This is a genomic window from Riemerella columbina (genome assembly GCF_030517065.1).
GTDB lineage: Bacteria > Bacteroidota > Bacteroidia > Flavobacteriales > Weeksellaceae > Riemerella > Riemerella columbina_A.
Window position 1 is genome coordinate 225,742 of record NZ_CP103950.1, and the last position, 25,863, is coordinate 251,604.

26 protein-coding genes are annotated in these 25,863 nt (G+C 41.5%); 15 read left to right on the plus strand and 11 right to left on the minus strand.

From position 1 onward, the window contains the following. The first annotated feature begins 17 nt into the window (after positions 1–17). The 5 genes from NYR17_RS01005 to NYR17_RS01025 all read left to right on the plus strand — a co-directional run bounded on the left by NYR17_RS01005 (position 18) and on the right by NYR17_RS01025 (position 2,884). Positions 18–422, plus strand: coding sequence for a DUF6915 family protein (locus tag NYR17_RS01005; RefSeq protein ID WP_302505711.1), 405 nt, complete (start codon positions 18–20; stop codon positions 420–422). Further along, positions 419–1,111 (plus strand): hypothetical protein, encoded by a 693-nt coding sequence (locus NYR17_RS01010; protein ID WP_302505713.1) that lies wholly within the window; start codon positions 419–421, stop codon positions 1,109–1,111. The genes NYR17_RS01005 and NYR17_RS01010 overlap by 4 nt, the downstream gene beginning before the upstream one ends. Before the next feature lie 83 nt (positions 1,112–1,194). Continuing rightward, the gene (locus NYR17_RS01015) at positions 1,195–1,530 is read left to right on the plus strand and encodes an HIRAN domain-containing protein (RefSeq protein WP_302505714.1); all 336 of its coding nucleotides are present in this window, start codon (positions 1,195–1,197) and stop codon (positions 1,528–1,530) included. Positions 1,531–1,769: 239 nt separating this feature from the next. Further along, positions 1,770–2,270 (plus strand): Crp/Fnr family transcriptional regulator, encoded by a 501-nt coding sequence (locus NYR17_RS01020; RefSeq protein WP_302505717.1) that lies wholly within the window; start codon positions 1,770–1,772, stop codon positions 2,268–2,270. A gap of 53 nt (positions 2,271–2,323) precedes the next feature. Continuing rightward, entirely contained in the window at positions 2,324–2,884 is a 561-nt protein-coding gene (locus NYR17_RS01025) for a DinB family protein (protein ID WP_302505719.1), read from the plus strand. A 79-nt stretch (positions 2,885–2,963) separates the two neighbouring features. Here the strand turns inward: NYR17_RS01025 and NYR17_RS01030 are convergent, their stop codons facing one another. The 6 genes from NYR17_RS01030 to NYR17_RS01055 form a co-directional block, all read right to left on the minus strand. Then, entirely contained in the window at positions 2,964–3,614 is a 651-nt protein-coding gene (locus NYR17_RS01030) for a DsbA family protein (RefSeq protein ID WP_302505720.1), read from the minus strand. A 315-nt stretch (positions 3,615–3,929) separates the two neighbouring features. Beyond that, complete coding sequence (locus NYR17_RS01035) at positions 3,930–4,766, minus strand: SDR family oxidoreductase (RefSeq protein WP_302505722.1); 837 nt, start codon at positions 4,764–4,766, stop codon at positions 3,930–3,932. Positions 4,767–5,358: 592 nt separating this feature from the next. After that, the gene (gene bioB / locus NYR17_RS01040) at positions 5,359–6,462 is read right to left on the minus strand and encodes a biotin synthase BioB (RefSeq protein ID WP_302505724.1); all 1,104 of its coding nucleotides are present in this window, start codon (positions 6,460–6,462) and stop codon (positions 5,359–5,361) included. A 146-nt stretch (positions 6,463–6,608) separates the two neighbouring features. Then, positions 6,609–7,967, minus strand: coding sequence for an NADP-specific glutamate dehydrogenase (gdhA, locus tag NYR17_RS01045; RefSeq protein WP_302505725.1), 1,359 nt, complete (start codon positions 7,965–7,967; stop codon positions 6,609–6,611). 183 nt (positions 7,968–8,150) lie between these two features. Next, a complete protein-coding gene (gene dprA, locus NYR17_RS01050; RefSeq protein ID WP_302505727.1) occupies positions 8,151–9,257 on the minus strand; it encodes a DNA-processing protein DprA in 1,107 nt (368 codons plus the stop codon). A gap of 39 nt (positions 9,258–9,296) precedes the next feature. Next, the gene (locus NYR17_RS01055; protein WP_302505728.1) at positions 9,297–9,674 is read right to left on the minus strand and encodes a group III truncated hemoglobin; all 378 of its coding nucleotides are present in this window, start codon (positions 9,672–9,674) and stop codon (positions 9,297–9,299) included. A gap of 105 nt (positions 9,675–9,779) precedes the next feature. Between NYR17_RS01055 and NYR17_RS01060 the strand changes: the two genes are divergently transcribed. Continuing rightward, positions 9,780–10,265, plus strand: coding sequence for a YkgJ family cysteine cluster protein (locus NYR17_RS01060; protein WP_302505730.1), 486 nt, complete (start codon positions 9,780–9,782; stop codon positions 10,263–10,265). A 6-nt stretch (positions 10,266–10,271) separates the two neighbouring features. On the opposite strand, the gene NYR17_RS01065 is transcribed toward NYR17_RS01060, so the two are convergent. Continuing rightward, on the minus strand, positions 10,272–12,731 hold the full coding sequence (locus tag NYR17_RS01065; protein WP_302505731.1) for a hypothetical protein: 2,460 nt from the start codon (positions 12,729–12,731) through the stop codon (positions 10,272–10,274). A gap of 42 nt (positions 12,732–12,773) precedes the next feature. Beyond that, positions 12,774–13,568 (minus strand): DUF2797 domain-containing protein, encoded by a 795-nt coding sequence (locus NYR17_RS01070; protein ID WP_302505732.1) that lies wholly within the window; start codon positions 13,566–13,568, stop codon positions 12,774–12,776. 104 nt (positions 13,569–13,672) lie between these two features. Here NYR17_RS01070 and NYR17_RS01075 point away from each other — a divergent pair, with 104 nt between their 5' ends. The 5 genes from NYR17_RS01075 to msrA all read left to right on the plus strand — a co-directional run bounded on the left by NYR17_RS01075 (position 13,673) and on the right by msrA (position 19,923). Then, positions 13,673–14,704, plus strand: a complete 1,032-nt coding sequence (locus NYR17_RS01075; protein ID WP_302505734.1) for a GDP-mannose 4,6-dehydratase — start codon at positions 13,673–13,675, stop codon at positions 14,702–14,704. An 87-nt stretch (positions 14,705–14,791) separates the two neighbouring features. Continuing rightward, positions 14,792–15,013, plus strand: a complete 222-nt coding sequence (locus NYR17_RS01080; protein ID WP_002662059.1) for a DUF2795 domain-containing protein — start codon at positions 14,792–14,794, stop codon at positions 15,011–15,013. A 96-nt stretch (positions 15,014–15,109) separates the two neighbouring features. Beyond that, a complete protein-coding gene (gene secA, locus NYR17_RS01085) occupies positions 15,110–18,181 on the plus strand; it encodes a preprotein translocase subunit SecA (RefSeq protein ID WP_302505854.1) in 3,072 nt (1,023 codons plus the stop codon). Between the two features lie 133 nt (positions 18,182–18,314). After that, on the plus strand, positions 18,315–19,280 hold the full coding sequence (locus NYR17_RS01090) for an ROK family protein (RefSeq protein WP_302505855.1): 966 nt from the start codon (positions 18,315–18,317) through the stop codon (positions 19,278–19,280). 1 nt (position 19,281) lies between these two features. Continuing rightward, the gene (msrA, locus tag NYR17_RS01095) at positions 19,282–19,923 is read left to right on the plus strand and encodes a peptide-methionine (S)-S-oxide reductase MsrA (protein ID WP_438826604.1); all 642 of its coding nucleotides are present in this window, start codon (positions 19,282–19,284) and stop codon (positions 19,921–19,923) included. A 40-nt stretch (positions 19,924–19,963) separates the two neighbouring features. Here the strand turns inward: msrA and NYR17_RS01100 are convergent, their stop codons facing one another. From NYR17_RS01100 to NYR17_RS01110, 3 genes are read right to left on the minus strand one after another with little or no spacing between them, the layout of a single operon-like run. Then, the gene (locus NYR17_RS01100; RefSeq protein ID WP_302505856.1) at positions 19,964–20,416 is read right to left on the minus strand and encodes a GNAT family N-acetyltransferase; all 453 of its coding nucleotides are present in this window, start codon (positions 20,414–20,416) and stop codon (positions 19,964–19,966) included. After that, complete coding sequence (gene yihA, locus NYR17_RS01105) at positions 20,409–21,032, minus strand: ribosome biogenesis GTP-binding protein YihA/YsxC (protein WP_302505857.1); 624 nt, start codon at positions 21,030–21,032, stop codon at positions 20,409–20,411. The genes NYR17_RS01100 and yihA overlap by 8 nt, the downstream gene beginning before the upstream one ends. Before the next feature lie 11 nt (positions 21,033–21,043). After that, on the minus strand, positions 21,044–21,811 hold the full coding sequence (locus NYR17_RS01110) for an alpha/beta fold hydrolase (protein ID WP_302505858.1): 768 nt from the start codon (positions 21,809–21,811) through the stop codon (positions 21,044–21,046). Positions 21,812–22,071: 260 nt separating this feature from the next. Between NYR17_RS01110 and mraZ the strand changes: the two genes are divergently transcribed. The 4 genes from mraZ to NYR17_RS01130 are packed head-to-tail and all read left to right on the plus strand — an operon-like array spanning position 22,072 to position 25,861. After that, positions 22,072–22,536, plus strand: a complete 465-nt coding sequence (gene mraZ / locus NYR17_RS01115) for a division/cell wall cluster transcriptional repressor MraZ (protein ID WP_302505859.1) — start codon at positions 22,072–22,074, stop codon at positions 22,534–22,536. A gap of 33 nt (positions 22,537–22,569) precedes the next feature. Continuing rightward, positions 22,570–23,472: a 16S rRNA (cytosine(1402)-N(4))-methyltransferase RsmH gene (rsmH, locus tag NYR17_RS01120; RefSeq protein WP_302505860.1), complete on the plus strand. Its 903-nt coding sequence runs from the start codon at positions 22,570–22,572 to the stop codon at positions 23,470–23,472. 45 nt (positions 23,473–23,517) lie between these two features. Then, entirely contained in the window at positions 23,518–23,880 is a 363-nt protein-coding gene (locus NYR17_RS01125; RefSeq protein ID WP_302505861.1) for an FtsL-like putative cell division protein, read from the plus strand. Continuing rightward, positions 23,870–25,861 carry a penicillin-binding transpeptidase domain-containing protein gene (locus NYR17_RS01130; protein WP_302505862.1) on the plus strand — a complete coding sequence of 664 codons (1,992 nt, stop codon included), beginning with the start codon at positions 23,870–23,872 and terminating at the stop codon, positions 25,859–25,861. The genes NYR17_RS01125 and NYR17_RS01130 overlap by 11 nt, the downstream gene beginning before the upstream one ends. The last annotated feature ends 2 nt before the right edge of the window (positions 25,862–25,863 follow it).

A 25,863-nucleotide genomic window follows, 5' to 3' on the forward strand; every position in this document is an offset into this window, starting at 1 on the left:
TTAACCGCAAATATATCATGGGAAAACCTCATCATCACGCACAGAGTAGCTGCAAGATTTTTGGCGGCAAGATGGAAGATTATTTAGAAATTCATCTGTTATTAGACAGTAGCAAAATGGCATTTGCCGACAATAGGCACCGTGCTCTTACGCACAATAGTTGGTTTATCAACCATATTTTACCCAAAATATTTGGGGATACCATTACCAATAGCGATGGCAAAAAAATCTCTGTGATTGATATTGGCGAGCAGCATATTTTGGAAGATTTTGCTCAGGAATTTATCCCCACAGCACAGGATTATCTAACGCTTATGGATAAAGCCCACTGGATGAATGGGCAAGGTTTGCCACCTTCTACATTTTCAAAAAAAGTAAGCAACAAAACCACATTATACACATTTAAAACAGAGAAATTATGAGTTACGGATTAGAAAATTTTTTAGCAGAATTAGAATCGCCACCACAAGATATGAAGGCGTTTTTTGAGGAAAATAAATATTTTATTCGAGGAAAAGGCTACGGAACTCCCGAATTAGAAATGAAATATCTTCACAATATTTTTTTGAAGATACAGAAAAAACACCCTGATTTTCAGAAGTTTTCGTGGGTGCAATACAATTCTTTTAATGATAATTATCACTATTTCAAATTGTTAGAGTTTGGGGTAAATGATTTTCTTGAGGTGTATCCACATTTTATATTTTCTTTTTATCCAGATGATCATGATAAAATACCCTCCGAGATCAGTTTTTATGTAGAGAATGTTTCGGAACAAATCAAATTTGCGAAGAAAAAGAACCTAAAATATAACGATGAAGGGCTGGTTAAATACAAACATTTTGAGAAATTCAGAAAATATATCAATAAGAAAAATCAACATCTGATCACGCCATCGCTTCAGTTTTTATCCCTTATAAAAATAATAGAACTCAATTTGAGCATGTATTATTTTCTATACACTTTTGGAAACGGAGTGAAGGTAGAGTTTAGCACAGAAGGCGTTCGGGTAACTCAACTTTCTGGAGATGAGCATGATATGGATCCTTTGGGAGTAGGAATGGATTTTGACGATGCTAATAATTTCGAAAAATTTGACTTTAAGATTTAATCTATGCATCTCCACTGCATCGTTCATCTTTACTTTTGTAAAAGCAAAAAAAATCAAATAAATACATTAAAAAATCAAATCGTATGGAAACAAGAAAAAACAGAGAGCACCTTGCCAATTTCTTTATCGCAGGGCTCACCTATTATGAAGCACCGTTGTGCTTTAAAAAGTTAAAAATCGGTACTCGGCTCACTTTGGTGTGGGAGAAAGACAACAAATATGACGCCAGAGCCGTTGCTATCTACTACAAAGATTTCAAATTAGGCTTTGTTCCACGCACAGAAAATCGTATTTTTTATAAACTCCTCAAAATGGGACATTCCGATTTATTCGAGCTGCTCATCCAGCAAGTGGATCCACACGCCTACCCAGAACAACAAATCCGAGTAGTTGCCCACTTGATCGGTGAGGAGGGTTAAGATTGAATGATTCAAAGATTGTAAAATCGTGAAGATGGGGAAAATCCCCCTCTTTTTTAAAGAGGGGAAGCGGAGAGCCTCCGCACGCAATTAACCTCCATTTGAAAGGTGTAGGCAAAATTATCCTTTGGAGATAAGGGAGGCTCACAAATAACCAAATTCACGATTTTCTAAATTTTTTAATTTTAAATCCTTAAATTTGGAAAATCAGCAATCTAAAAACACTAAACACTTTTCCAATGCAAGACCTTATCCAGTTCGCAACGCAAGAAATCACGCTCAAACGCCACGAACTCATCAAAAATTGTGGAACCACCGATACCAATCTGTATTATGTGGTGCGTGGGAGTGTGCGGATTTTTATCATTAATAAGACAGCGGAACACACCATTCGGCTGGGGTATCAGGGCGATTTTATCACGGCATTAGATAGTTTTATTTCGGAGAAACCATCAGCAATGGGCATTCAAGCGATGAAGAATACTGCGCTAAAAATCATTCCGAAATCACAAATTCAGCCATTGATAAAAAATCACCCTGAACGCTGGATAAAAATGCTGGAAACACTATTGTTACAACAGGTTGAACGCGAACAAGATCTCCTCGCAGCCACGCCACAAGAGCGCTATTGCCGTGTGTTAGAACGAAGCCCAAAATTGTTTCAAGAAATCCCTAATAGATACATTGCCAATTATTTACGAATGAGCCCCGAAACCCTCTCTCGGCTTAAAAAATCTTGATTTTCGTCAAGAATTGATGATTTTATTTTGTTGATCTTTGCACAAAAATAAGTATGAAAACCGATGCTTTGATACACGATTTATTGGCACACACAGCACAAATTACCCGCCGAGCCAAAGCCCTAAGCCAGCTCGATGAGGCTGCCCTCCGTTGGAAACCACAGCCCACTGTATGGAACATTTTGGAGTGCATAGAACACCTGAACCGCTACGGCGATTTTTACCTCCCAGAAATGGAACGTAAAATCCGCCATTCTCGTACGACACCCCAGCTTGAATTTAGAAGTGGAATATTAGGTAAGTATTTTGTTAATAGCATTTTACCTCAACTAAAAACAAACAAAATGAAAACGGCGAAAGACAAAAATCCGTTAAATGAAACCCTTGATATTTCGGTGTTTTCAAAGTTTTTAAGCCAGCAAAACCAACTTCATTATCTTTTGGAGCTATCACAAATCGTAAACCTCAACCGAGTCAAAATCCGCACTTCCATTTCGCCCTTGATTCACCTAAAGCTTGGCGATGCCTTACAATTTTATGTCTATCATATCCTCCGCCATTTTCAACAAATTGACTGTATTTTGGAAAAAAGCAAAATGCAGAGAGGCAGGTAGCACCCGCTGACAAATAAGAGCTTCACAAATAAACGATTTTACAATCTTTGAATCATTAAATCTTTTAATTTCTTTATTTTCAACCCCCTTCCTCTTCTATTTTTTTGATGATTTCGGAAATGTGGGTGGCGGTGGTGTAGCCTTTGGCGAGTTGAAAATAACGCTCATCGGTGGTTTTGAGGAATACCTGCGGAAAGCTATTCACCTGCAACGCTCGGGCATAGGCATACGCCTCGTCTACCGCTGTTTGCACCGCCTCCGACTGCATTTTGGCTAAAAAATCATCTTCCGAAAGTCCAAAATGAGCGGCAGTCTCTCGGTAAAGAGCCTCGCCGTTGGGGTTGAGTCCATTTTGGTAAATATTGATTTGTAGCTGAATAATGAACGCCAATTGCTCCGCCTGCGTTTTTCCGTACGACTGAAAGGTAGCAAAAGCCCTCGCCGTAGCATCGGAATTGACGATATAATTCTCCTGTGCCACCAGCCCGTCTAAATATTTTTCGGTAATCACCGCCCCAGAATATTCGGCAACGCGGGCATATGCCTCACGGAAATTATCGCCCAAAATGCTCTGAATACCCTGTTGTTGGGCTTCGGGGAACATCCCACCGCTCACGAATTGAAAATCGTGCGTGGCGTGCCATTGCTCAAACAAGGCTTGCATCTGCGGCTCAAAGCCGTAGCACCACGAGCAAAGTCCATCGTAAACATAAATAATCGTTGGTTTCATCGTTGTTTAAATTTTTAGTTTAGCGTTTATTTTTAGGCGAAAACGCAACGCCTTTATAATCTCCAAAATACCTTTTCTTCATTAAAAATCAATGAAAGCAGTTGAGGGAAAAGTGCTATCAGTTTCCTCTTTTTCTTCCATCAGGCTTGAAGAAAATTTTCATCTCGTTCCCAACTTTTTTCCCTCTCGATGGAAAAATATTTCCTTCCCGATACAGCAAAATTTCCCTCCCGATGGAAAAAACACCGCAACACTCATCAGTGTGTATTGGTGTTTTATTGAAACTTCAAACTCCTTATTGACAACAGATTGTGATTAGTTTGTGAAATTGGTGCTAAGGCTGAGATCTCGCCACTCGTCGATGGTCTGTGCCACCTCTTGGAGTTTGCGTTGAGCCGCACGCACGCCATCGGAACCGAGATAAATGCGCTGTGGTGGATTGGCACTTTCTGCCAACTCGATGAATGCCAATGCTGCCTTGTCAGGGTCGCCGCCTTGGTTTTGGTTGAGGTTTTTGTACTGTTGCTCAAAGTGGCGAACCGAGCGATATTCGTTCATAGGGTGTTCTGGAAATTTCGCCGAACGGTTGGAGAGGAAATTGGTACGAAATCCACCTGGACAAACGGCTGTCGCCCGCACATTGAAGTCCTCGCCCTCATAATCTACGGCTTCTGTGAGCATAATTACGGCGGCTTTGGTGGCGCTATAAATGGCTTGCCCTGGGGCGGTCGTGCTCCCAGAAATAGAGGCGATATTGAGGAAATACCCCGAGTTTTGGCGGCGGAAAATCTTCATCACCCCACGGATCACATTCATCATTCCGAAGACATTGACATCAAAATTTTTGCGAATCTCGGCGTCGGAAAGCTCCTCTATGCTGCCCACCAAAATATAGCCAGCATTGTTCACGCAGACATCTAACCTGCCGAAAGTCGCCACCACTTGTTCCAAATTCTCGGCGATGCTCTGCTCATCGGTTACCTGCATTGGCAAGGCGAGGAAGCGCCCCGTGGTATCTTGCACCGCCTCGGCGAGCTGTTCCACATTCCGAGAAGTACCCGCCACACGGTAACCGTGAGCCAGCAATTGCTTTACCGTAGCCAATCCCAAACCGCTGGAAGCCCCTGTTACCAGCCATACTTTCTTATCCATAATGTTGTTGTTTTTTACAAAGATAAGGAATTAAATATTAAAAGATTGAAGGGGTGGCTCCGCATTGATAATTGCCTGCGGAGGCTCTCCGCCCTTTCGGAGGGGTGCCCGGTGGGGTGGGTTCACTGCGTGATTTCAAATTTCAAAATCCAGATTATTTTAATATCCTTTCAAAACACACCCCGTCCTACGGCCCTCCCTCTTTAAAAAAAAGGGAATTTTTCTGCACAAATATTTTTTCTAATGGAGTGATTTGTTAAATCGTGAAGCTGTGAATATTTCCCATGTTCCCTCCAATGGCTATTTTCCACGCCTTTCAGGTTACTCCTCCGCAAGGAGGGGAAACGGAGAACTTCCGCAGGGTGGGTAGCACCCGCTGGCAAATATTTTCAAATAATTTGGAATTATCGCAGGGTATTCGCGTGAGGGCGGAGGGCATTGTTGGAGCTCTTTTTTGATTTTTTTCGAAAAAAATCAAAAAAAGCGACTGCCCGTAGACCGACGCACTGCCTTTTTCCCTTGAAAAAAAGGCAGTGCGGTACGCCCAAATAAACAAATTCACAATTTTACAAATCATTTAATCTTTCAATCCTTAAATTTTTGAATCTCCTTTAAGTTGAAGCGAAGATTTTTTCTTTTCCTCATTGCGAGGGATTTTATGCTCAGGGCGTGTCCATTTTGGGTTTTCGCCCAAAGGCTGGTATTGGCTGTCTTCTTTTTCTACGACTGGTCTTTTGGCGTGTTTTTCAAACGGTGCTTGGGTTTGGATGCCTAAGAGTTCAAAGAGGGTTTTGTCTTCGTTGATATCAGGGTTAGGCGTGGTCAGTAGTTTATCGCCAGCGAAAATGGAATTGGCACCTGAAAAGAAGCAAAGCGCTTGTCCTTCTTTGGAAAACTCTGTTCTACCAGCCGAGAGGCGCACTTGGGTTTTAGGTAATACGATGCGAGCTGTGGCAACCATTCTCACAAATTCAAAAATATCAACAGGTTTTTGGTCTTCCATAGGGGTGCCTTCCACCGCCACCAAGGCATTGATGGGCACACTTTCTGGCTGTGGCGTCATATTGGCTAAAACTTTGAGCATTCCGCAACGGTCTTCCACAGATTCGCCCATACCGATAATGCCGCCAGCACACAGGGTGATAGAGGTTTTTCTGACATTGCCAATGGTTTCCAAACGGTCTTCAAAGGCACGGGTGGAAATCACTTCTTTATAATATTCTTCGGAGCTGTCTATGTTGTGGTTATAGGCGTAGAGCCCAGCTTCTTCAAGTCTTTTGGCTTGATTTTCGGTGAGCATACCTAAGGTGCAGCAAACCTCCATATCCAGCTTGGTGACCTCTCTTACCATATCGATAACATGGTCAAAATCAGGGCCGTCTTTTACATTACGCCACGCTGCCCCGAGGCAAACGCGAGAAATGCCATTTTGTTTGGCTCTAAGCGCTTGGGCTTTCACTTGGTTAACAGGGAGCATCTCGTGGATTTTAACCTCGGTGTGGTATCTTGCAGCTTGTGGGCAGTAGCCGCAGTCTTCGGGACAGCCACCTGTTTTTACGGAAATCAGCGAGGAAACTTGCACTTTCTGTGGGTCGTGATGCTGGCGGTGTACCGTGGCGGCTTGGTAGATTAAGTCAAAAAAAGGTTGATTATAAATCTCTAAGATGTCTTCTGTGGTCCAAGTGTTTTTTTGCATAAGTTTGAATTTAAAGTCCAAAAATAATGATTTTTGTTGGGCTTAGCGCAATAAAAAGTTCCTCAATCTTTCAGGTGAGGAACTTTTTTCTTTCATTTTACTTTTTACTCGTATAACCTACGAGATGGTTTTTTGGTCATTAGTCTTTATACTACGCCTTGAGCCAGCATCGCTTCTGCTACTTTTACGAAGCCTGCAATATTAGCACCTTTTACATAATTTACATAGCCGTCTTCTTCTTTACCGTAATCTCTACACATTTTGTGGATGCCAATCATAATTTCTTTTAATCTGGCATCTACCTCTTCAGAAGTCCAGTTGAGGCGGATTGAGTTTTGAGTCATTTCTAATCCAGAAGTGGCTACACCACCAGCGTTAGATGCTTTTCCAGGTGAGAATAAGACTTTATTATCGATAAAATGGTTGATGGCATCTAATGTAGAAGGCATATTAGCCGCCTCCGTTACGCAGATACAACCATTATTAACCAAGTTGATGGCGTCTTCTAAATGAAGTTCATTCTGTGTAGCGGCAGGGATAGCCACATCACATTTTACTTCCCAAGGGCGTTTTCCAGCGTGGAATTCTGCCTCTGGATATTTTTTCACATAGTCTTCGGCACGGTTGTTTCCGCTGGCTCTAAGTTCTAATAAGAAATCTATTTTTTCTCCAGTGATGCCGTCTTTGTCGTAAACATAACCATCAGGCCCAGAGATGGTTACAGCTTTACCGCCCAATTGGTCTACTTTTTTGATTACCCCCCAAGCAACATTACCGAAGCCAGATACCGCGAAAGTTTTACCTTTCACTTCTTCGCCGATGGTTCTTAACATTTGCTCAGCAAAATAAACTACACCGTAACCAGTTGCTTCAGGGCGGATGAGGGAACCACCATAGGCTAAGCCTTTACCTGTGAGTACGCCTGTAAATTCGTTTCTGATTTTTTTATACTGCCCAAAAAGGTAGCCAATTTCTCTGGCGCCTACGCCTATATCTCCTGCCGGAACATCGGTTTGAGGGCCTATGTGCTTGCAAAGTTCGGTCATAAAGGCTTGGCAGAATCTCATAATTTCCATATCGGATTTGCCTTGTGGATCAAAGTCTGAGCCTCCTTTTCCGCCGCCCATAGGTAGGGTCGTTAGGGAGTTTTTAAATACTTGTTCAAACGCTAAAAATTTAAGTACCGAAAGATTCACAGTAGGATGAAATCTAATACCGCCTTTATAAGGTCCTATGGCAGAGTTCATCTGGATTCTAAAGCCTCTATTCACTTGGATTTCGCCTTTGTCGTCCACCCAAGGCACACGGAAAATAATGGTTCTCTCAGGTTCTACCATTCTTTCTAATAACTTCATGCCACGGTATTCTTTTTTAGTGGCGATAAAAGGTATTACAGTTACCGCTACTTCTTTCACGGCTTGTAGAAACTCAGGTTCATTAGGGTTCTTAGCTTCTACATTTGCAATAAATTCTTGAATTTTTTGGTCTACATTATATTGTTCCATAGCGTTTAATTGATAGCAACAAAATTAAACTTTTTTTAATATCACGCAAGCCTTATTTGTAAATTTCAAAAAAAAAATCGCTTCAAAATATTTTTATTGTCATAATTACAATAAAAAAAAACATATCGTTAACGGACTAAAAATTGATTTTTAAAATTATTTATTTTATAAAAAAAGGATGTTCTATAATACTGTGGAATATTGCCTCCCAGAATGGGTGCTGATGACGCCTAAAATTTCCAAATCTAATAAAATAGGCAAGAGTTTTACAGGATTTTGATGAAGCTGTGCCGCCAACTCATCTAAGCTGGTTTGAGGTTTATTTTTGATGATTTCGTAAACTGATTTTTGCTGTTCATTGAGCTCTGGCAAAGGTTTAGGAAACAATTCCCTTAGCCGAGGCGGTTGGTTGCCCAGCCCCAAATCTTCTAATAATGAAGGAATATCACAAATGTTTTTGGCTTTATTTTGAAAAATCACACGGTTGCAGCCTTGGCTATAGAGGTCGTTAATTTTCCCAGGGAGCGCATAAACCTCTCTATTATATTGGTTGGCGAAGGTTACGGTGCTCATAGAGCCGCCAGCATAGGCGCTTTCCACCACAATGGTAGCTTGCGACAGCCCTGCTACAATCCGATTTCTTTGCAAAAAATGTTCTCTATCGGGCTTTTTATCCGTAGTAAATTCCGAAAACAGAGCACCGCCGTGGTCTATGATGTTTTGTGCCAATTGCCGATGCTTACTCGGATACAGCGTGTGCAATCCGTGGGCTAAAACGGCGGAGGTTTTAAGCTGAACGCTCAAGGCTTCTTGGTGTGCCGTGCCATCAGTGCCGAGTGCCAGCCCGCTGATGATTTGTATATTTTTAGATTTCAAAGCCTCCATCAGGTCTTTGATGAAAGCTTTGCCATAAGCGGTGGCGTTGCGGGTACCCACAATGCTAATATTGGTGGCGGTTTCATCATAGTTGCCTTTTTGAAAGAGGATAGCGGGCGCACCATAACATTCATTTAAGAGTGGCGGAAGTTCGCCCAAATGGCGCAGTCTAATTTTGATTTGATGCTGTTCACAGAACTGGAGTTCTTGCTCGGCAAACCGGAGCCATTTCTCGTTACCGATGTGCTCTGCAATAGTTTTGCCGATACCCGAGATGCCTCTAAGATGATTTTTGGAGAGATGCCAGACTTCTTTAGCGGAGCCCACGGCATCTACTAATGTATTAAAAACCACATCGCCCACCGAGGGGCTTTTCCGAAGGGCAATGGCGTATAAAATTTCTTCTGCATCCATAAGGAAACAAAAGTAATTATTTTCTTTTAATTATGAAAATCAGCGTCTTGCCATTTCCATTTTGTACGCCATCAGGTTGGCAATATTGGCGGCTTTATATTTAGCGGTGGTCGCCATAGAGCCTTGGAAGAGCTCGTCTATGGTGCTTGTCCAGAGTTGTAGCCAGTGCTCAAAATGGTACTTTTCCATGGCAACCACTTCATTGATAGGGAAATGGGCGCCCATAGGATTGCCTTTATAAGCCACTTCTCCAAATAATAGCGTTTGCCAAAAATCGTACATTTTAGGGAGGTGTTCATCCCAATCCACTTTGGCAATTTGGTTAAAAAAGAAGCCTATGGTTTCATCGCGGTTTACTTTATCATAAAACCGATTGACCAATTGCTCTATATCTGCGCGGGATTCAATGTCTTTCATCACGGTATTTTTAATTTAGCCACTGAGCGGCATTTTTATTTCTGATGCAAAAATAAGACTTTTTAATCTTAATTAGCATTTTATTTTTTATTCTATCTTTGCGGTATGGATTTAGAGGGACACCAGCGGGCGGCACAGCAAAAGCGAAAAGCCCACCAAAAGTTTTTAAATCAGCTCAAGAAAAAGCCACCTAAAAATTTAGATTACTTGGCAGAAGAGGTTCATAATGAGGTCTTTGAGCAAATCAATTGTTTGGAATGTGCCAACTGTTGCAAAACCACGGGACCTCTACTGACCGCACAAGATATAGAGCGGATTGCTAAATTCCTCAAAATGAAATCTGCGGCGTTTGAGGCTCGTTATCTTAGGGTAGATGAGGACCAAGATTGGGTGTTCCAGTCTATGCCCTGTCCGTTTTTGCTCGATGATAACGCGTGTATGATTTATGAAGTGCGCCCCAAAGCCTGTCGCGAATTTCCGCATACCAACCGAAAAAAGGTGTATCAAATTAACCACCTGACCTTGAAAAACATAGAGATATGCCCTGCCGCATTGGCTTGGGTGGATAAGATGAACGTGCGTTTAGGATAGCAAAGTTTAGATGAGAATTTTCTTTAATCCGGCCTCTAAACCTTTCCAAAAAAAGTTGAAAAACGACCGTTGTGGCTCGCGCTCCACTTTGCCAATATCCACGGCATCAGGGTATTTTTTAGAATCGTTGGTGACTACCCAATTGATAATGCCGCTGAGGAGTTTGTGCTTCTCTTTTCCATCTTTGTCTACAAAAGCAATTTTAAGCTCTTGGTGTTTCATCTTCATCGTTCCAGTTAAAAACTGCTGGTTACCATTAAAATTGAAATCTAAACGCTGTATAGCGCCCGTGGCTTTGATTTTAAGATAAGGCAATAAAAACGAGTTGATGCGAACCGCGGGCAAATCCGATAAATGTCCCCAGATTTTAAAGGCATCTTGCTGATTTCTAACATCAAACTGCCAATAAGCGATGAGCGGCGAGGCGTTCATAAACTTGGCATTCACGGCAATATCTACCACCGTAGGTTTGTTTTTCATCTTAGCCGAGTTGATGTTTTTCAGTGTGGCATTAAAGGAACTGAACGCGATTTTTCCTGCGCCGTTGCTACTTTCGGTATCTTCTTCATAGACCAGTTTAGAGTTTTTTAAATCCACTTGTTTAATGTAAAGCGGCAGTTTAATCTTCCGCAACATAGTGGCATAGAGTGGGCGCGCGCTGTTGTCATCTTTCGGAATGGTACTGCGGAAAATATTGGCATCAACCTCGCTGAGGAGGAGGTTTTCAGCATTGATGTAAGGTTGCGCTGTGGTGAGCAAATTCCAGTCGCCGTGCCCAGCAATTTTTTTGGCAGTAATGGTATAAAAGTCCTTTTCATAAGGAATCATCTTGATGAACTGCGCACGAGAAACCATAGGGATCATCTCAAATTGATGGATGGCAAACTGCCGATTTTCTACCGTGATGGCTTGGGTTTTCAAGCGATAATAAGGGTTCATTTTATAATCCACGGACTGCACAGCCAATTTAAAATTTCCAACTTTGACAGGAATTTGGTGATTGAGTGTGTTCTCGTTCATTTCCACATCATTCACGGCAAAAGAGGCGCCTTTTATCTGAAGTGGTTTTTGGTCTTTTTCAAAAGTTAGGTTGGCGTGCTTAACCTCGGCGCGGCGGATGAGTAGGGGCATCGCAATTCCAGAAAAATCCTGTTGCTTCTGCCGAGATTGGGTAGCGGCCTTAATGTGCGCATCTACCCGACCTGCATAGGCTTGAGCGATGTCTAACTTCAACCGATTATCCTCAAATGCCCAATATTTGGCTTTAAAGCGAAGTTGGTCTATATTCATCTGAATTTCTGGTTGATACGGCGAGCGTGCCGTGGGCTTCACAGAAATTTGGCTCAGGCTTAAATCATTCTTTTGCGCTTTGAGGTGGTTCACTTTAATTTGCTCTGTATTAGAATAATAAGCCAGCTGATGGGCATCAATATCAAAAGTTTCATAATTGAAAGGAATGTTACCTTTGGCGGTCTGGTCATCCATAAAAATTTTGCTGATGTTCATCGTGAGAGATGCGGTGGAAAACAGCGGTTTGGTGTTGGGCTTCAGGATGTTGATTTTCGCATTTTGGAGTTGCACATTGCCCATTTCCACTTGGTAGGTAAAACTTTTTTCCTTCTCTTCTGGGGCGACATTGGTGGTATGGAGTGTGAGTTGTGGTTCGGTAAAAACCACTTCTTCTAACTTAATTTTCTGACTTTCAAACTGTAAGGTTTTCAGCTGTACCTCTTTGATTTCTACATCAAAAAGATTTCTTTTTTTAGGAAATTTCTTCGTAAACTGGGCATAATCCATCAAGGGTTTGAGCTTGAAATTAACCAAATGCAAATCCTCGTTTTTATCTTTGGAAAAATCGTCCATAGTAAAGCGGTACACTTCATCTGGCGAGATTTCAAGGGCTTTACCACGAATTTGGTAATCCTCAAAACTAAAAGGCAGCTCTTGGTTGGGGTTCTGGCTGGTTTTTAAATTTTTGATGTTGAGGTGCAAATCTTTTACAGAGGCTAATTTTTGCTTCGGTTGATGGATTTCAATATTTCCGCCCTCTATCAGCACTTGCCCGAGGCTTAAGCTCCAATTTTTGTCTTGTTTTTGTTTTTGAGATTCGGGCAATAGAATATGCAGTTGAGGTTGCTCCAATGCCAACCGATTTAAATTGATATCGTGCTGAAATATTGCACTATACAAACCCAATCTTGAAACTTCCAAAGCTTTAATATCCCCTGAAATTTTAAGGATATTTGTTTTTTTAGAAGTGGTTTTAATGCGAATGGCTTTAGCGCTGACGTTGCCCGTCCATACATCTACGCCTAAATTTTCGTATTGCACGGCATAGTCGGTGTTGTTTTTAATGTATTTGGGCAGTCCGTATTTGAGCCAAAGATTGAGCCCGAAATTAAGTAAAATGCCAATGAGCAACACGGCGCCCAGCACTATGCCGCCTACTTTTAGATATTTATTCATATAGATTAGTGTAAAAAGTATAGCACTAACAAAATCTATACCTTACGAGATTTGGAGGGCTACAACAAAGCCTTCGTGGGCGCGAATATTCATCACGCTGCCGTCTTGAAAACACCAATACTGCCCCTTTATGCCTACCAATTGTCCTTCAAAATTTGGGGTTTTAGAAAGGCTTACAGAGCGGATGCTGGCGGGTGGTTGGTAGGGGAAATCTAAGTTGAGCACCTCGGCATCAATAATAAATTTTTGATATTCAGCGGGGATGAGTGGTGTTATTTCATCGCGTTTGGCGTAGAGGTCTGTATCATTATCGATAGATTGAAGTTGGAGCATTTTTCGCCAGTTGGTTTTATCGGAAAGGTGCTGTTTTAGAGCGACTTCTATCATCCCTGCCTCATATCTGTTTTCCGTTCGGGCGATAGGGAGAGCTTGGGAGGCGCCTTGGTCGATCCAGCGGGTAGGAATTTGCGTTTCCCTGGTTACACCGATTTTAAAATCGCCAGTATAAGCTAAATACACGATGTGTGGCTGCAGTTGGATCTCTTTCTCTACGCTGAGATTTCGCTCCTCTATGCCTAAGTGGGCTTTGGATAACTCTGGTTTGAGGATGGTTTCGCTGGCATAAGGGCTTTCAAAAAAGCATTTTTTGCAGAATCCCATTTGGTAAATAGGCTCATCACTACCGCAGTTAACGCATTCATAGCCTTGGTGCGAGATTGTAATATGGCGCTGCAACAGCTCGTTGATGTGCAATAAATCACGAGAGAGGTTGAGGTAATATTGAATAGGCTCTGCCCACTGCGCTTTCATTTTTCGGATTTGCCCTTGGAATTTCATACTCAAAAAATTTCTCCAAAAATAAGAATTAAAATTTAATATAATTTTGTTACTTTTGTGCAGATTTTTTGTTTCATCATCGTTACCAAAATACAATATTAGCAATGGTATATCTTATCACAGGCGGCAGTGGCTTTATTGGTTCTCATCTGGTAGAAGCTTTGTTAAAAAAAGGACATTCTGTTATCAATATAGACAATTTTGATGATTTTTATGCCTATCCTATCAAAATCAAAAACACCTTAGAATCCGTAGGTCTTCCCACCGATTTTGATTTTACCAATGATAAAACCGAGGACATTCATCGCCTGATAACGCAGACTACTTCGGATAATTATCAACTTTATTATCAAGATATTAAAGATAAAGAGGGCATAGATGAAATCGTGAAAAAACACCACCCCGATATGGTGATTCATCTGGCGGCATTGGCAGGCGTTCGCCCATCGATAGAGCGCCCACTCGACTACGAAGCCGTGAATATCCGTGGCACGATGAACCTTTGGGAAGTCTGCAAAGATAGAGGGATTAAAAAGTTTGTTTGTGCTTCATCTTCAAGTGTTTATGGGAATAATGAAAAGGTGCCTTTTTCTGAAACGGATAATGTAGACCGTCCCATATCGCCTTATGCAGCCACCAAAAAATGCGGTGAAATTTTAGGGCATACTTACCACCATTTGTATGGTATTGATATGATACAGTTGCGATTTTTTACCGTGTATGGACCTCGCCAAAGACCTGATTTAGCGATACATAAATTTACCAAAATGATGAGCGAAGGGCAAGCCGTACCTTTCTATGGCGATGGCTCCACGGCGAGAGATTACACTTATATTGCGGATATTATTGATGGCATTCTAAAATCCATCGCCTATTTGGAAACGCACCAAGGGGTTTATGAAATTATCAACTTAGGAGAAAGCGAGGTGGTTACCCTCAATGCTATGCTCCAAACCATAGAAACCACGATGGAAAAAACCGCCATACGGAACCAGCAGCCTATGCAACCTGGCGATGTGCAAAAAACCAATGCCGATATACAAAAAGCCAAAAAAATGATCGGCTATGCCCCATCAACTAACTTCCAAAATGGCATAAAAAAATTTGTGGAATGGTTTTTGAGAAAGCAAGCCTAAGTTGTTTTAAAATAAAACCATAACAATCATTTAAAAAAGATAAAAAATCTCACTTAATTTTTTATTTTTGCAAAAAATTAAAATAATATGTACTGGACATTAGAATTAGCATCTTATCTTAGTGATGCGCCGTGGCCAATGACTAAGGCAGAATTGATAGATTACGCTATCAGAACAGGTGCGCCAATGGAGGTCGTAGAAAACCTACAAGCCATAGAAGACGAAGGCGAAATCTATGAAAGTATAGAAGAAGTGTGGAGTGATTACCCCACAGATGAAGACTTCCTCTGGAACGAAGATGAATATTAACCAAACAGCGATGGGCACTACGCTCTTCGCTGTACCCTTTTATAACTATTTAATGAAAAAGCCTACTCTTTTTTAGGCTTAATTTAATCTATTATTATGAGTTTTTTAAATACGATACTGAAAAGTTTCCTTGGAAATAAAAACGAAAAAGACCTCAAAGAAGTCAAAAAAGTAGTCGCTAAAATTAAGGCTACAGAACCCGAAATAGAGAAACTTTCTGATGATGAACTGAGACAAAAAACTGTAGAATTCCAAACCAAAATAAAAGAAGCTACTGCCAAAATTACCACTCAGATAGAACAGGTAAAAAAGGACATCAAAAACACCACCAATGTAGATGAAAAAGAAGCGTTCTTTACCAAAATAGAAGAGCTGAAAAAAGACGCCTATCAGATTGAAGAAAAAGTCCTTACAGACCTCTTGCCACAAGCCTTTGCAGTGCTCAAAGAAACCGCTAAAAGATGGGCTAAAAATGGCGAAATCAGAGTGAAAGCTAACGATAGAGACCGAGAACTTGCCGCCACCAAAGACTTTGTGGTGATAGAGGGCGATCAGGCGGTTTGGCTCAACCATTGGGATGCCGCAGGCACAAAAGTCCAGTGGGATATGGTGCATTATGATGTGCAGTTCATCGGTGGGGTGGTGCTCCACAGCGGTAAAATCGCCGAAATGGCAACAGGGGAAGGTAAAACCTTAGTGGGAACCTTGCCGATTTACCTCAATGCCTTACCAGGAAGAGGGGTGCATGTGGTTACGGTGAATGATTACCTCGCCAGAAGGGACTCCGCGTGGATGGGACCTCTATACGAATTCCACGGCTTGACCATAGATTGTATTGACAACCACCAACCGAACTCTGATGCCAGAAGAAAAGCCTACCAGTGCAACATTACCTACGGTACCAATAACGAATTCGGTTTTGATTACCTTAGAGATAATATGGTCAATTCGCCATCAGAAATGGTACAAGGCGAGCTTAACTATGCCATCGTAGATGAGGTGGACTCTGTTTTAATCGATGATGCCAGAACGCCGCTCATCATCTCTGGTCCCGTGCCACAAGGCGATAGACAGGAATATGATGTGCTCAAACCTTCTGTGGATCGCATTGTCCAAATCCAGCGTAAAACAGTAAGTACTATCTTTAACGAAGCCAAAAAGCTTATCGCACAAGGCAATACCAAAGAAGGCGGCTTTAAGCTCCTACAAGCTTACCGAGGTTTGCCAAAGAACAGACAGCTGATTAAATTCTTATCAGAAACAGGGAACAAAGCCCTTTTACAAAAGGTAGAAGCCCAATATATGCAAGATAACAATCGTGAAATGCCGAAGGTGGATAAAGACCTTTATTTCGTGATTGATGAAAAAAATAACCAAATAGACCTTACAGACAAGGGCGTGGAGTATATGTCGCAAGGCAACTCAGACCCTAATTTCTTCGTGTTGCAAGACATCGGTACGGAAATCGCAGAATTAGAAGCTAAAAACTTACCGAAAGAAGAAGAATTTGCTCAAAAAGAAGAATTATTTAGAGACTTCGCTATTAAATCTGAAAGAATTCATACTTTAAATCAGTTACTTAAAGCCTATACACTTTTTGAAAAAGATGATGAGTATGTGGTAATGGATGGCGAAGTAAAAATTGTTGATGAGCAAACAGGGCGTATTATGGAGGGCAGACGCTATTCCGATGGATTGCACCAAGCCATAGAAGCCAAAGAAAATGTGAAAATTGAAGCGGCTACACAAACCTTTGCCACCATTACATTGCAGAACTATTTCCGTATGTATAATAAACTGGCAGGAATGACGGGTACCGCAGAAACCGAAGCAGGTGAATTCTGGGAAATCTATAAATTAGATGTAGTGGTTATTCCAACTAACCGCCCTATTCAGCGCCACGACAGACACGATTTGGTGTACAAAACCAACCGTGAAAAATACAACGCCGTTATTGAAGAAGTGGAAAAATTGACCGCCCAAGGTCGCCCAGTGTTGGTAGGAACGACTTCCGTGGAAATCTCGCAGCTTTTATCTAAAGCCTTACAACTTAGAAAAATTCCGCACCAAGTACTCAACGCCAAAATGCATAAACAAGAAGCCGAAATTGTGGCAGGTGCAGGTGCTCCAGGTGTGGTAACCATCGCGACCAATATGGCAGGGCGTGGTACCGATATTAAACTAAGCAAAGAAGTGAAAGATGCAGGCGGATTGGCGATCATCGGGACAGAAAGACATGACTCTCGCCGTGTGGACAGACAGCTGAGAGGTAGAGCAGGAAGACAGGGAGACCCAGGAAGTTCGCAGTTCTATGTATCGTTAGAAGATAATTTGATGCGTTTATTCGGCTCCGAAAGAATTGCCAAAATGATGGACAGATTAGGGCACAAAGATGGCGAGGTGATCCAGCATTCTATGATTACCAAATCTATCGAGAGAGCGCAGAAAAAGGTGGAAGAGAACAACTTCGGTATCCGTAAAAGGCTCTTGGAGTATGATGATGTGATGAACAAACAGAGAGATGTGATCTACAAAAGAAGAAAAAATGCCCTCTTTGGAGACCATCTGAAATACGACATCGCCAATATGATTTTTGATGTTGCCCACTCCATCGTGAACAAAACGAAAATGGAAGGAGATTACAAAGATTTTGAATACGAAATCATCAAATATTTCACGATGGAAACCCCAGTTTCTGAGGCTGATTTCAAAAATAAAACCGTAGAAGAGCTGACCAACATCGTATTCAAAAAAGCCCAAGAAGACTACGAAATGAAGTTGGCATTGCTCAAGGAAAAATCGTTCCCAATCATAGAGAATGTATACCAAAACCAAGGGAATATGTTTAAAATGATCCAAGTGCCGTTTAGTGATGGCACTAGAACGATGACCGTCTTAGCCGACTTAAAAGAGGCATACGAAACTCATTGTGATAGCCTCATCAATGATTTTGAGAAAAATATTTCCTTAGCCATTATTGATGAAAACTGGAAGCTCCACCTTAGAGAAATGGACGACTTACGCCGCTCTTCGCAGGGGGCAGTCTATGAACAGAAAGACCCATTGGTGATTTATAAGCAAGAATCTTTTTATCTATTTAGCGAAATGGTAGATAAAATTAATAAGGAAATCGTGTCTTTCCTTTATAAAGGGGAAATCCCAGCGTAAGGAACCGATTTTTAAATAACATCTTGCCCGTTTTCAATTTTGGAAATGGGCAATTTTTTCCTCACTTAAAGTTAAAGTTTTGGTACAAACGGATAAAAATTCGTAATTTTATAGCCTCTAAAAATTTAAGATTATGGCGATAGTGGATTTATCTAAACAGTTGGCTTTGGGGATAGATATCGGTGGTACCAATACCAAATTTGGGTTGGTTAATCATAGAGGAGATATTCTTGGTAAAGGCCGCATCAAAACGGAAACAGAAACCGTAGATGAGTTTATAGACCAACTCTATAACGAGGTTAAACCACTATTAGACCAGCACGCCAAAGATGGCGTTTTAGAAGGCATCGGCATCGGGGCACCCAATGGCAATCATTATAATGGCACCATTGAGAACGCACCTAATCTTAATTGGAAAGGTATTGTGCCTTTGGCGGAGAAAATTACAGCAAAGTTTGGTGTGCCGTGTACTATTACCAATGATGCCAACGCTGCAGCTCTTGGCGAGATGATGTTTGGTGCCGCTAAGGGAATGAAAAATTTCATTATGATTACTTTAGGAACAGGCGTGGGGAGCGGCATTATCGCGAATGGACAGCTGATTTATGGCCACGATGGTTTTGCTGGAGAGTTGGGGCATACCATTGTAAAACCTGGAGGGCGGAAACACTGGAGCACAGGCTCAGAAGGCAGTTTGGAGGCTTACGCTTCTGCTACGGGCATTGCTATTACGGCAAAAAAGATGCGCGCTGAATTTCCAGAATCAATGCTGAATGACTATCCTGAGGAACAAATTAACGCTAAAACTGTTCACGAATGCGCTTTAGCAGGCGACTCTACAGCTATTGAGGTCTTCCGCTACACAGGGCAAAAGTTAGGTGAGGCGTTGGCTAATTTCGTGATGTTCTCATCGCCAGAAGCTATTTTGCTTTTTGGGGGTGTTATTAAGGCAGGAGATTTTATTTTGAAACCGACTAAACTCCATATGGAGCGTAACCTATTCCCAACTTTCCGAGGTAAAGTTAAATTGGTATTTAGTGAGTTAGATGAGGCAGATGCGGCTATTTTGGGTGCCAGTGCTTTGGTTTGGGAAAAATAAGATGAAAGCCATATTCATAGGGCTTTGCTGTATGCTTTGGGCGTGCAGTGGGCAAGTTAAAAAATCTAACCAAGAATTAAATCAAAAAGAAATGATAGAGCAAAATAATATAAAATACCTTACGATAGGTGGGGGCTGTTTTTGGTGTGTAGAAAGTTGTTTCAATAAACTGAAAGGCGTAGAAGCCGTGCTTTCGGGCTATTCTGGCGGACACAAAGACAATCCAACTTATAAGGAAGTCTGCACTGGCGAAACAGGACACGCCGAGGTGGTGCAGATTGCCTACCATCCAGACCAAATTTCTTATCAGCAATTGATGGAGGTCTTTTTCTTTCTTCACGATCCTACGCAACTCAATCGACAGGGTAATGATGTGGGCACGCAGTACCGCTCGGTTATTTTTTACAATGATGAAAACGAAAAACAAATGGCAGAAGAAGCCATCAAGACATCCGAAGCCACAGGGCGCTGGAACGGGACTTATGTAACAGAGTTGGCACCATTTGAAAAATTCTGGAAAGCCGAAGATTATCATCAAGGTTATTATAATGAAAACCCAACGCAGCCTTATTGCAGTGCCGTAGTAGGCCCTAAAATCCAGAAATTTGAAAAATATTTTGGAGACTTAGGTTGGTTGAAGTAAAAAATGACTTTTTAATTTTAAAAAAAGAGTTTAGATTTATCTAAGCTCTTAGCATTTCTGTATGAGGAATGGTATCCTCCAAGTATTTTTTACCAGTATCTTTAAAACCGAAATCATTGTAGAATTTTAAAAGATAATCTTGTGCAGAGATTCGGATATTTCGGGTTCTATATCTATTTTCTATACATTCTATCGCATAGGCAATGAGCTGTTTCCCTAAGCCTTGCCCTCTCCCTTGTTCTGTGGTCAAAACCCGACCAATAGAAGCTTCAGCATACTTAATATGTTCAGGGAAAAGCCTGCAATACGCCAACAATTCTCCCGCCGTATTTTCTGCCCAAAGGTGGAGCGCCTGGTCATCGTAGCCATCGGCGTCTTGGTAGGTTACATTTTGTTCTATCATAAAAACCGCTTGCCTTGCCACCATTATTTTATAAAACTCCTCAGCGCTGAGCTCATTAAAAGCTTTAATGTTCCAAATAAGGTTATCCATTGAAATTGATTTTATGTTCGGCTAAGTAGCGATTGGTCTGTTCTATAAAGTTGAGGATTTCCTCAGTTCCGATTTTTTTCTCCGCAGAAGTCACATACATCGCGGGCGGTTCTTCCCAAGTTTCAAGGAGTTTTTCTGTGTAGAGCTGTAGATTTTTCTCTGCAGCGTTGGGCTTCATTTTGTCCAATTTGGTAAAAACAATGGAAAAAGGCACGCCATTCTCTCCACACCATTCTATAAATTCCAAATCAATTTTCTGCGGTGTATGGCGGATGTCCACCAATACGAAAAGGTTCACCAAATTCTTTCGGTTAAGAATATAGTTGGTAATCAACTTCTCAAAATCCTTGCGCAGAGATTTGGAAACCTTAGCATAGCCATAACCAGGCAAATCGGTAAGGTACCACTCATTATTGATGAGAAAATGGTTGATTAGCTGGGTTTTCCCAGGCGTTTGCGAAGTCTTTGCCAAGCCTTTATGATTGGTAATGGCGTTGATGAGCGAGGACTTTCCCACATTAGAACGCCCAATAAAAGCGTACTCTGGGAGGTTGGGCTCAGGGCAACTTTGCCATTTTTGGCTACTTTTGACAAACTCGGCGCTTTTAATCATCATAGGCTAAAAGTTTAAGAATTGACTTTTTTGAGCCAATAGTATAGAATTTCATTAAACTCTTGAGGTTTCTCCATCATAGCGGCGTGTCCACATTCATCAATCCAATAGAGGTCAGAATTTGGAATGTGCTGATGCATATCTTCAGCCACCTCAGGCGGTGTCACATGGTCTTGTTTTCCCCAGATAAGGCAGGTTGGACAAGTGATTTTTGGGAGATCCTTCAGCATATTGTGTTTGATGGCACTGCGGGCGAGCATCACGGTTTTGATCCCCTTCATACGGTCATTAACCACCGCAAAAACCTCATCTACCAGAGCATCTGTCGCCACTTCTGGATTATAAAAAACCTCTTGGGTTTTTCTTTTGATGTATTCCTTGTCGCTTTTTCTTGGAAAACTATCGCCGAAGGATTTTTCGTAAAGTCCAGAGCTGCCTGTCAGCACCAGATTTTTCACTAACTCGGGTTTTGCCAGCGTTAAAATTAAGCCAATATGTCCGCCCATAGAGTTGCCCACAAGGGTTACAGGCTTGCCGCCGACTTCTTGCTGGATAAATTTAGCCACATATTTAGAAATGGCGGTTAGGTTGGTGTTGAGCACAGGCAAATCATAGATGGGCAGCTCTGGCACCAGTACTTTATAGCCTTTTTCCGAAAAAAAAGCAATGGTATCATCAAAATTGCTGAGGCCGCCCATCAGCCCGTGGAGAAGCACCATAGGGTGTCCTTCGCCCTCTTCTATGAAATTGAATTTTTTCTCTTTTTTGGTTTTAAAAATCATAAAAACGCTACTATGACTCGCAAAAATACAAATTAAACACCAAACTCGCCGTATAAAAATTTTTTTTGTTTTACGCACTGCATAAAATCAAAGCGCCATAGGGCTTGGTTACGGCATTGTGGAATATTTAAAGAGGGCTTGTATTAAGACAATCAAATGGTTACGAGGTTTTTGAGGCGAGAGAAAAAACTTATCAACAATAGGTTAAAAAGTGGTAAAAAGTGGTAAAGTTTGGAAATTATTGACTAATTTTGTCCCAAATGAATTACTTTTTTGAAACATATGAGTGTAAAATAGATGATAAAGGCAGGCTTAAACTCCCTTCGCCTTTGGCTAAGCACTTGGAAACCCTGCAAGATGAGCGACTTATCGTGAAGCGTGCGGTGTTCCAGAATTGTTTAGAAGTCTATACCGAAACGCCGTGGAAACAACTAACGGCGCGCTTGAACCAGTTGAACCGTTTCAAAAAGAGAAATACAGATTTTATCAGGCTCTTTACCGCTGGTGTAAAATCGGTGGAGATTGATAAATCTGAACGGATTTTAATCCCAAAAGATTTGAAGGATTTTGCCCAACTGAGCCGAGATATTGTGATTTCTGGCGTGGGCGAATTTTTTGAAATTTGGGATAAAACAGCCTACGAAGAGAATATTCGCCTTAACGAAAATGATTTTGCGGAAATGGCGGAAGAGGTCATGGGGAATCCCGATACAGAGCAAGTTTAGCCTTATTTTAAATTAAAAAATACAACAAAAAAAGTGTACCATCAGCCTGTTTTATTAAAACCCAGTGTAGATGCGCTCGTGACCAACGAGGGTGGTATTTATGTGGACTGCACCTTTGGCGGCGGTGGCCACTCTAAGGAGATCCTTTCTCGGCTTTCGCCAGAGGGGCGTTTGTTTAGTTTTGATCAAGATTTAGATGCTTTGGAAAATGCCCTCAACCACGAACAATTTACGCTCATCAATCAGAATTTTAGGTTTTTAGAAAATGCATTGTTGATGTACGGCGTACAGCAAGTAGATGGTGTTTTGGCGGATTTGGGCGTGTCTTCTCATCAGTTTGATGCGGCAGAGCGTGGCTTTTCCATTCGCAGTGAGGCGCCTCTGGATATGCGGATGAACACTTTGCAAAAATTAGATGCCCAAATGGTGGTTAACGAGTATGAGGAAGAGCATTTGGCGGACATTTTCTACCTCTACGGCGAGCTGAGAGAGGCACGAAAGTTGGCAAGGGAAATTGTACACCATCGGAAAAATAAAAAGATAAAAACCACGGAAGATTTAAAGGCGCTATTCAGCTACATACCGCCACATCGGCAAAATAAATTTTTTGCTCAGGTGTTCCAAGCGATCAGGATTGAGGTCAACCAAGAATTGGAAGCCTTGAAAGAAATGCTCACGCAAGCTTATAAAATCTTGAAACCAGGTGGGCGATTGGTGGTCATTTCTTACCATTCTTTGGAGGACAGGTTGGTAAAGCGTTTTCTTAAAAATGGAATGTTTGAGGGAGAGCCAGAGCGAGATTTATACGGCAACTACCATAAAGCGTTTGATTTGCTACAAACCAAAGCCATCGTGCCTTCTCAAGAGGAGATAGAAAAAAATTCAAGGGCGAGAAGTGCTAAAATGAGAGTGGGTATTAAAAGAGAACAACAATAGAAAAAACAAAACACACCGCTGAAATATTCGGTGATCATTGAGATAATGGCAAAAAAGAAGAATCATAATTATAAAAAAAAGAAATTCAATTTCGGGAGCCTCATCAAGGGGAACTTTCTCAACCGGGAGGAAGTAAGGCTGTACTATCGCTATGCAGGGCTATTGATGGTGATGATGGTTTTTATGATTTACATCAATAATTTAGCCAATAATAAAGTTAAACAAATCAACGCCCTGAAGGAGAAAACCGAAGAATACAAATCCAGAAATGCCTATGCGCAAAGTAAATTGATCAAAATAAAATTAGAAAGCCAGCTGGGGAAAGCGGTCATCAAAGACTCTTTGGTACCATTAGAAAATCATCCACATAAAATTTTAGTGAAAATAGACTCTATCCATGAAAAATAATAGCGATTTTATAAAAAAACGAACCACAGCGCTTCATATGGGGTATTTTTTAGCCTTCATAGCGTTGCTTATTTTCGTGGCTTTTATTTTTAGAATTCTGATTATCCAGAACACCAATGTGGAAGAAATCAATGATGATATTAAGAAAAACTTCCGCGAGGCTAAACTAAAAGCGGCACGTGGCAATCTCTATGCGGCAGATGGCTCTATACTGGCAACCACCGTGATGCGCTATGATATTTATGTAGATTTCAAAACCATTAGAGATACCGTTTATAGAGCCAATATCGGCGCTCTATCCGATTCTCTGGGGCGGATGTTTGGCAAGCCACGCAGCTATTTTAGAGATAAATTTGATAAAGAAAGAAAACGCGGCAACCAATATTACAGCTTGGTTAAAGATTTAGATTTTGATGAATATAATAGAATTCGGCAATTTCCCATTTTCTCCAAAGGACAAAACCGAGGCGGCTTTATCGTAGAGAAAAAATACCAAAGAGAACTCGCTACCAATATGATTGGTAGAGGAACCATTGGGTTAGACAACGGCGTGTATAAATCTGGTTTAGAAGGTGCTTTCAGTCAATATCTATCAGGGAAAGATGGCTCTAGATTTGAGCAAAGAATCAACTCCTCCCAGTGGAAACCCATTGATTATTGGCAAATTAAAGAACCCGAAGACGGCAGCGATGTCTATACCACTTTAGACTTAAGAATTCAGGATATCGCCCATTCTGCATTAGAAAAGCAACTCATCAATTTTGATGCAGACCATGGCTCGGTGGTGGTGATAGAGACAGCCACGGGCAAAGTGCGCGCTATGGTCAACCTCCGCAGGCAAGAACCTGGCGTGTATATAGATGCCTATAATTATACCCTGAAAGATGCCACAGAACCAGGCTCCACTTTTAAGGTGGTTTCTCTGTTAGCTGCGATGGATGATGGCTTTATTGATGAAAACACAACCGTGAATGTGGGCAACGGCACTTGGACTTATGCTAAGCAAACTATTTCTGATGGCCACGGCGGCGGCACCTATGATATTAGTGATGTCCTCGCCAAATCCAGTAATGTAGGGTCTGCCAAACTCATTGTTAAATATTATGCGGATAATCCTCAAGTGTTTTTTGGGCACCTCAAGCGCTGGAAGATGTTTGACAAAATGGACATAGAACTGCCTGGCACCACCAAACCATTTGTGGTAACGCCTGATAACTCGCGCTGGAACAAAGCCACTTTAGCTTCTTTGGCGTATGGCTATTCTTCACGGTTTAATCTGTTACAACTGGCAACTTTCTACAACGGAATTGCCAATAAAGGTAAAATGGTGAAGCCGCTTTTCATCGATAAAATTGTGAAAAATGGCAAAGTCACCTACGAGGCAAAACCTGAGGTTATGGTCAATAAAATGGCATCAGATAAAGCTATAGAGATGATGACACACGCTCTTACCAAAGCCGTAGAAAAGGGAACGGCTAAGAGTATCTTTACGCCCAATCTCAAAATGGCGGGGAAAACAGGTACGGCAAGGTTTGAATATTGGATTCCAGGGGGCCCAATGAAGTACCAGTCTTCGTTTGCGGGCTTTTATCCTGCCGACAATCCTAAATACACTTGCTTGGTGATGGTCAATCAGCCAGATACTTCCAAAGGGTTTTATGGCGCAACGGTGGCAGCTCCTGTTTTTAAGGAAATTGCAGGTAAAACTTTCTTGAAAACGCCGCTCAATGTGGAAAAAGAAATGTTGGTAGATAAAAAAGTGAACCTCAATAAACTGACGCCTGCGCAGACTAAAATCACAATCAATAACCATACAATGCCACATTTGGAAGGCTTGATTGGTAAAGAAGTGATTCCGCAATTGGAGAATTTAGGCTATCGCGTGGAGTACAAAGGGGTGGGGAAAGTCTTAGAACAGTTTCCTAAAGAGGGGACTTATATTAAGAAAGATCAAAAAATATATCTAACGCTACAAAGATAAAA

Coding starts and splice junctions, on each gene's coding strand:
- NYR17_RS01005 (WP_302505711.1), top strand. CDS start 18: ATGGGAAAACCTCATCATCACGCACAGAGTAGCTGCAAGATTTTTGGC.
- NYR17_RS01010 (WP_302505713.1), top strand. CDS start 419: ATGAGTTACGGATTAGAAAATTTTTTAGCAGAATTAGAATCGCCACCA.
- NYR17_RS01015 (WP_302505714.1), top strand. CDS start 1,195: ATGGAAACAAGAAAAAACAGAGAGCACCTTGCCAATTTCTTTATCGCA.
- NYR17_RS01020 (WP_302505717.1), top strand. CDS start 1,770: ATGCAAGACCTTATCCAGTTCGCAACGCAAGAAATCACGCTCAAACGC.
- NYR17_RS01025 (WP_302505719.1), top strand. CDS start 2,324: ATGAAAACCGATGCTTTGATACACGATTTATTGGCACACACAGCACAA.
- NYR17_RS01030 (WP_302505720.1), bottom strand. CDS start 3,614: ATGAAACCAACGATTATTTATGTTTACGATGGACTTTGCTCGTGGTGC.
- NYR17_RS01035 (WP_302505722.1), bottom strand. CDS start 4,766: ATGGATAAGAAAGTATGGCTGGTAACAGGGGCTTCCAGCGGTTTGGGA.
- bioB (WP_302505724.1), bottom strand. CDS start 6,462: ATGCAAAAAAACACTTGGACCACAGAAGACATCTTAGAGATTTATAAT.
- gdhA (WP_302505725.1), bottom strand. CDS start 7,967: ATGGAACAATATAATGTAGACCAAAAAATTCAAGAATTTATTGCAAAT.
- dprA (WP_302505727.1), bottom strand. CDS start 9,257: ATGGATGCAGAAGAAATTTTATACGCCATTGCCCTTCGGAAAAGCCCC.
- NYR17_RS01055 (WP_302505728.1), bottom strand. CDS start 9,674: ATGAAAGACATTGAATCCCGCGCAGATATAGAGCAATTGGTCAATCGG.
- NYR17_RS01060 (WP_302505730.1), top strand. CDS start 9,780: ATGGATTTAGAGGGACACCAGCGGGCGGCACAGCAAAAGCGAAAAGCC.
- NYR17_RS01065 (WP_302505731.1), bottom strand. CDS start 12,731: ATGAATAAATATCTAAAAGTAGGCGGCATAGTGCTGGGCGCCGTGTTG.
- NYR17_RS01070 (WP_302505732.1), bottom strand. CDS start 13,568: ATGAAATTCCAAGGGCAAATCCGAAAAATGAAAGCGCAGTGGGCAGAG.
- NYR17_RS01075 (WP_302505734.1), top strand. CDS start 13,673: ATGGTATATCTTATCACAGGCGGCAGTGGCTTTATTGGTTCTCATCTG.
- NYR17_RS01080 (WP_002662059.1), top strand. CDS start 14,792: ATGTACTGGACATTAGAATTAGCATCTTATCTTAGTGATGCGCCGTGG.
- secA (WP_302505854.1), top strand. CDS start 15,110: ATGAGTTTTTTAAATACGATACTGAAAAGTTTCCTTGGAAATAAAAAC.
- NYR17_RS01090 (WP_302505855.1), top strand. CDS start 18,315: ATGGCGATAGTGGATTTATCTAAACAGTTGGCTTTGGGGATAGATATC.
- msrA (WP_438826604.1), top strand. CDS start 19,282: ATGAAAGCCATATTCATAGGGCTTTGCTGTATGCTTTGGGCGTGCAGT.
- NYR17_RS01100 (WP_302505856.1), bottom strand. CDS start 20,416: ATGGATAACCTTATTTGGAACATTAAAGCTTTTAATGAGCTCAGCGCT.
- yihA (WP_302505857.1), bottom strand. CDS start 21,032: ATGATGATTAAAAGCGCCGAGTTTGTCAAAAGTAGCCAAAAATGGCAA.
- NYR17_RS01110 (WP_302505858.1), bottom strand. CDS start 21,811: ATGATTTTTAAAACCAAAAAAGAGAAAAAATTCAATTTCATAGAAGAG.
- mraZ (WP_302505859.1), top strand. CDS start 22,072: ATGAATTACTTTTTTGAAACATATGAGTGTAAAATAGATGATAAAGGC.
- NYR17_RS01125 (WP_302505861.1), top strand. CDS start 23,518: ATGGCAAAAAAGAAGAATCATAATTATAAAAAAAAGAAATTCAATTTC.
- NYR17_RS01130 (WP_302505862.1), top strand. CDS start 23,870: ATGAAAAATAATAGCGATTTTATAAAAAAACGAACCACAGCGCTTCAT.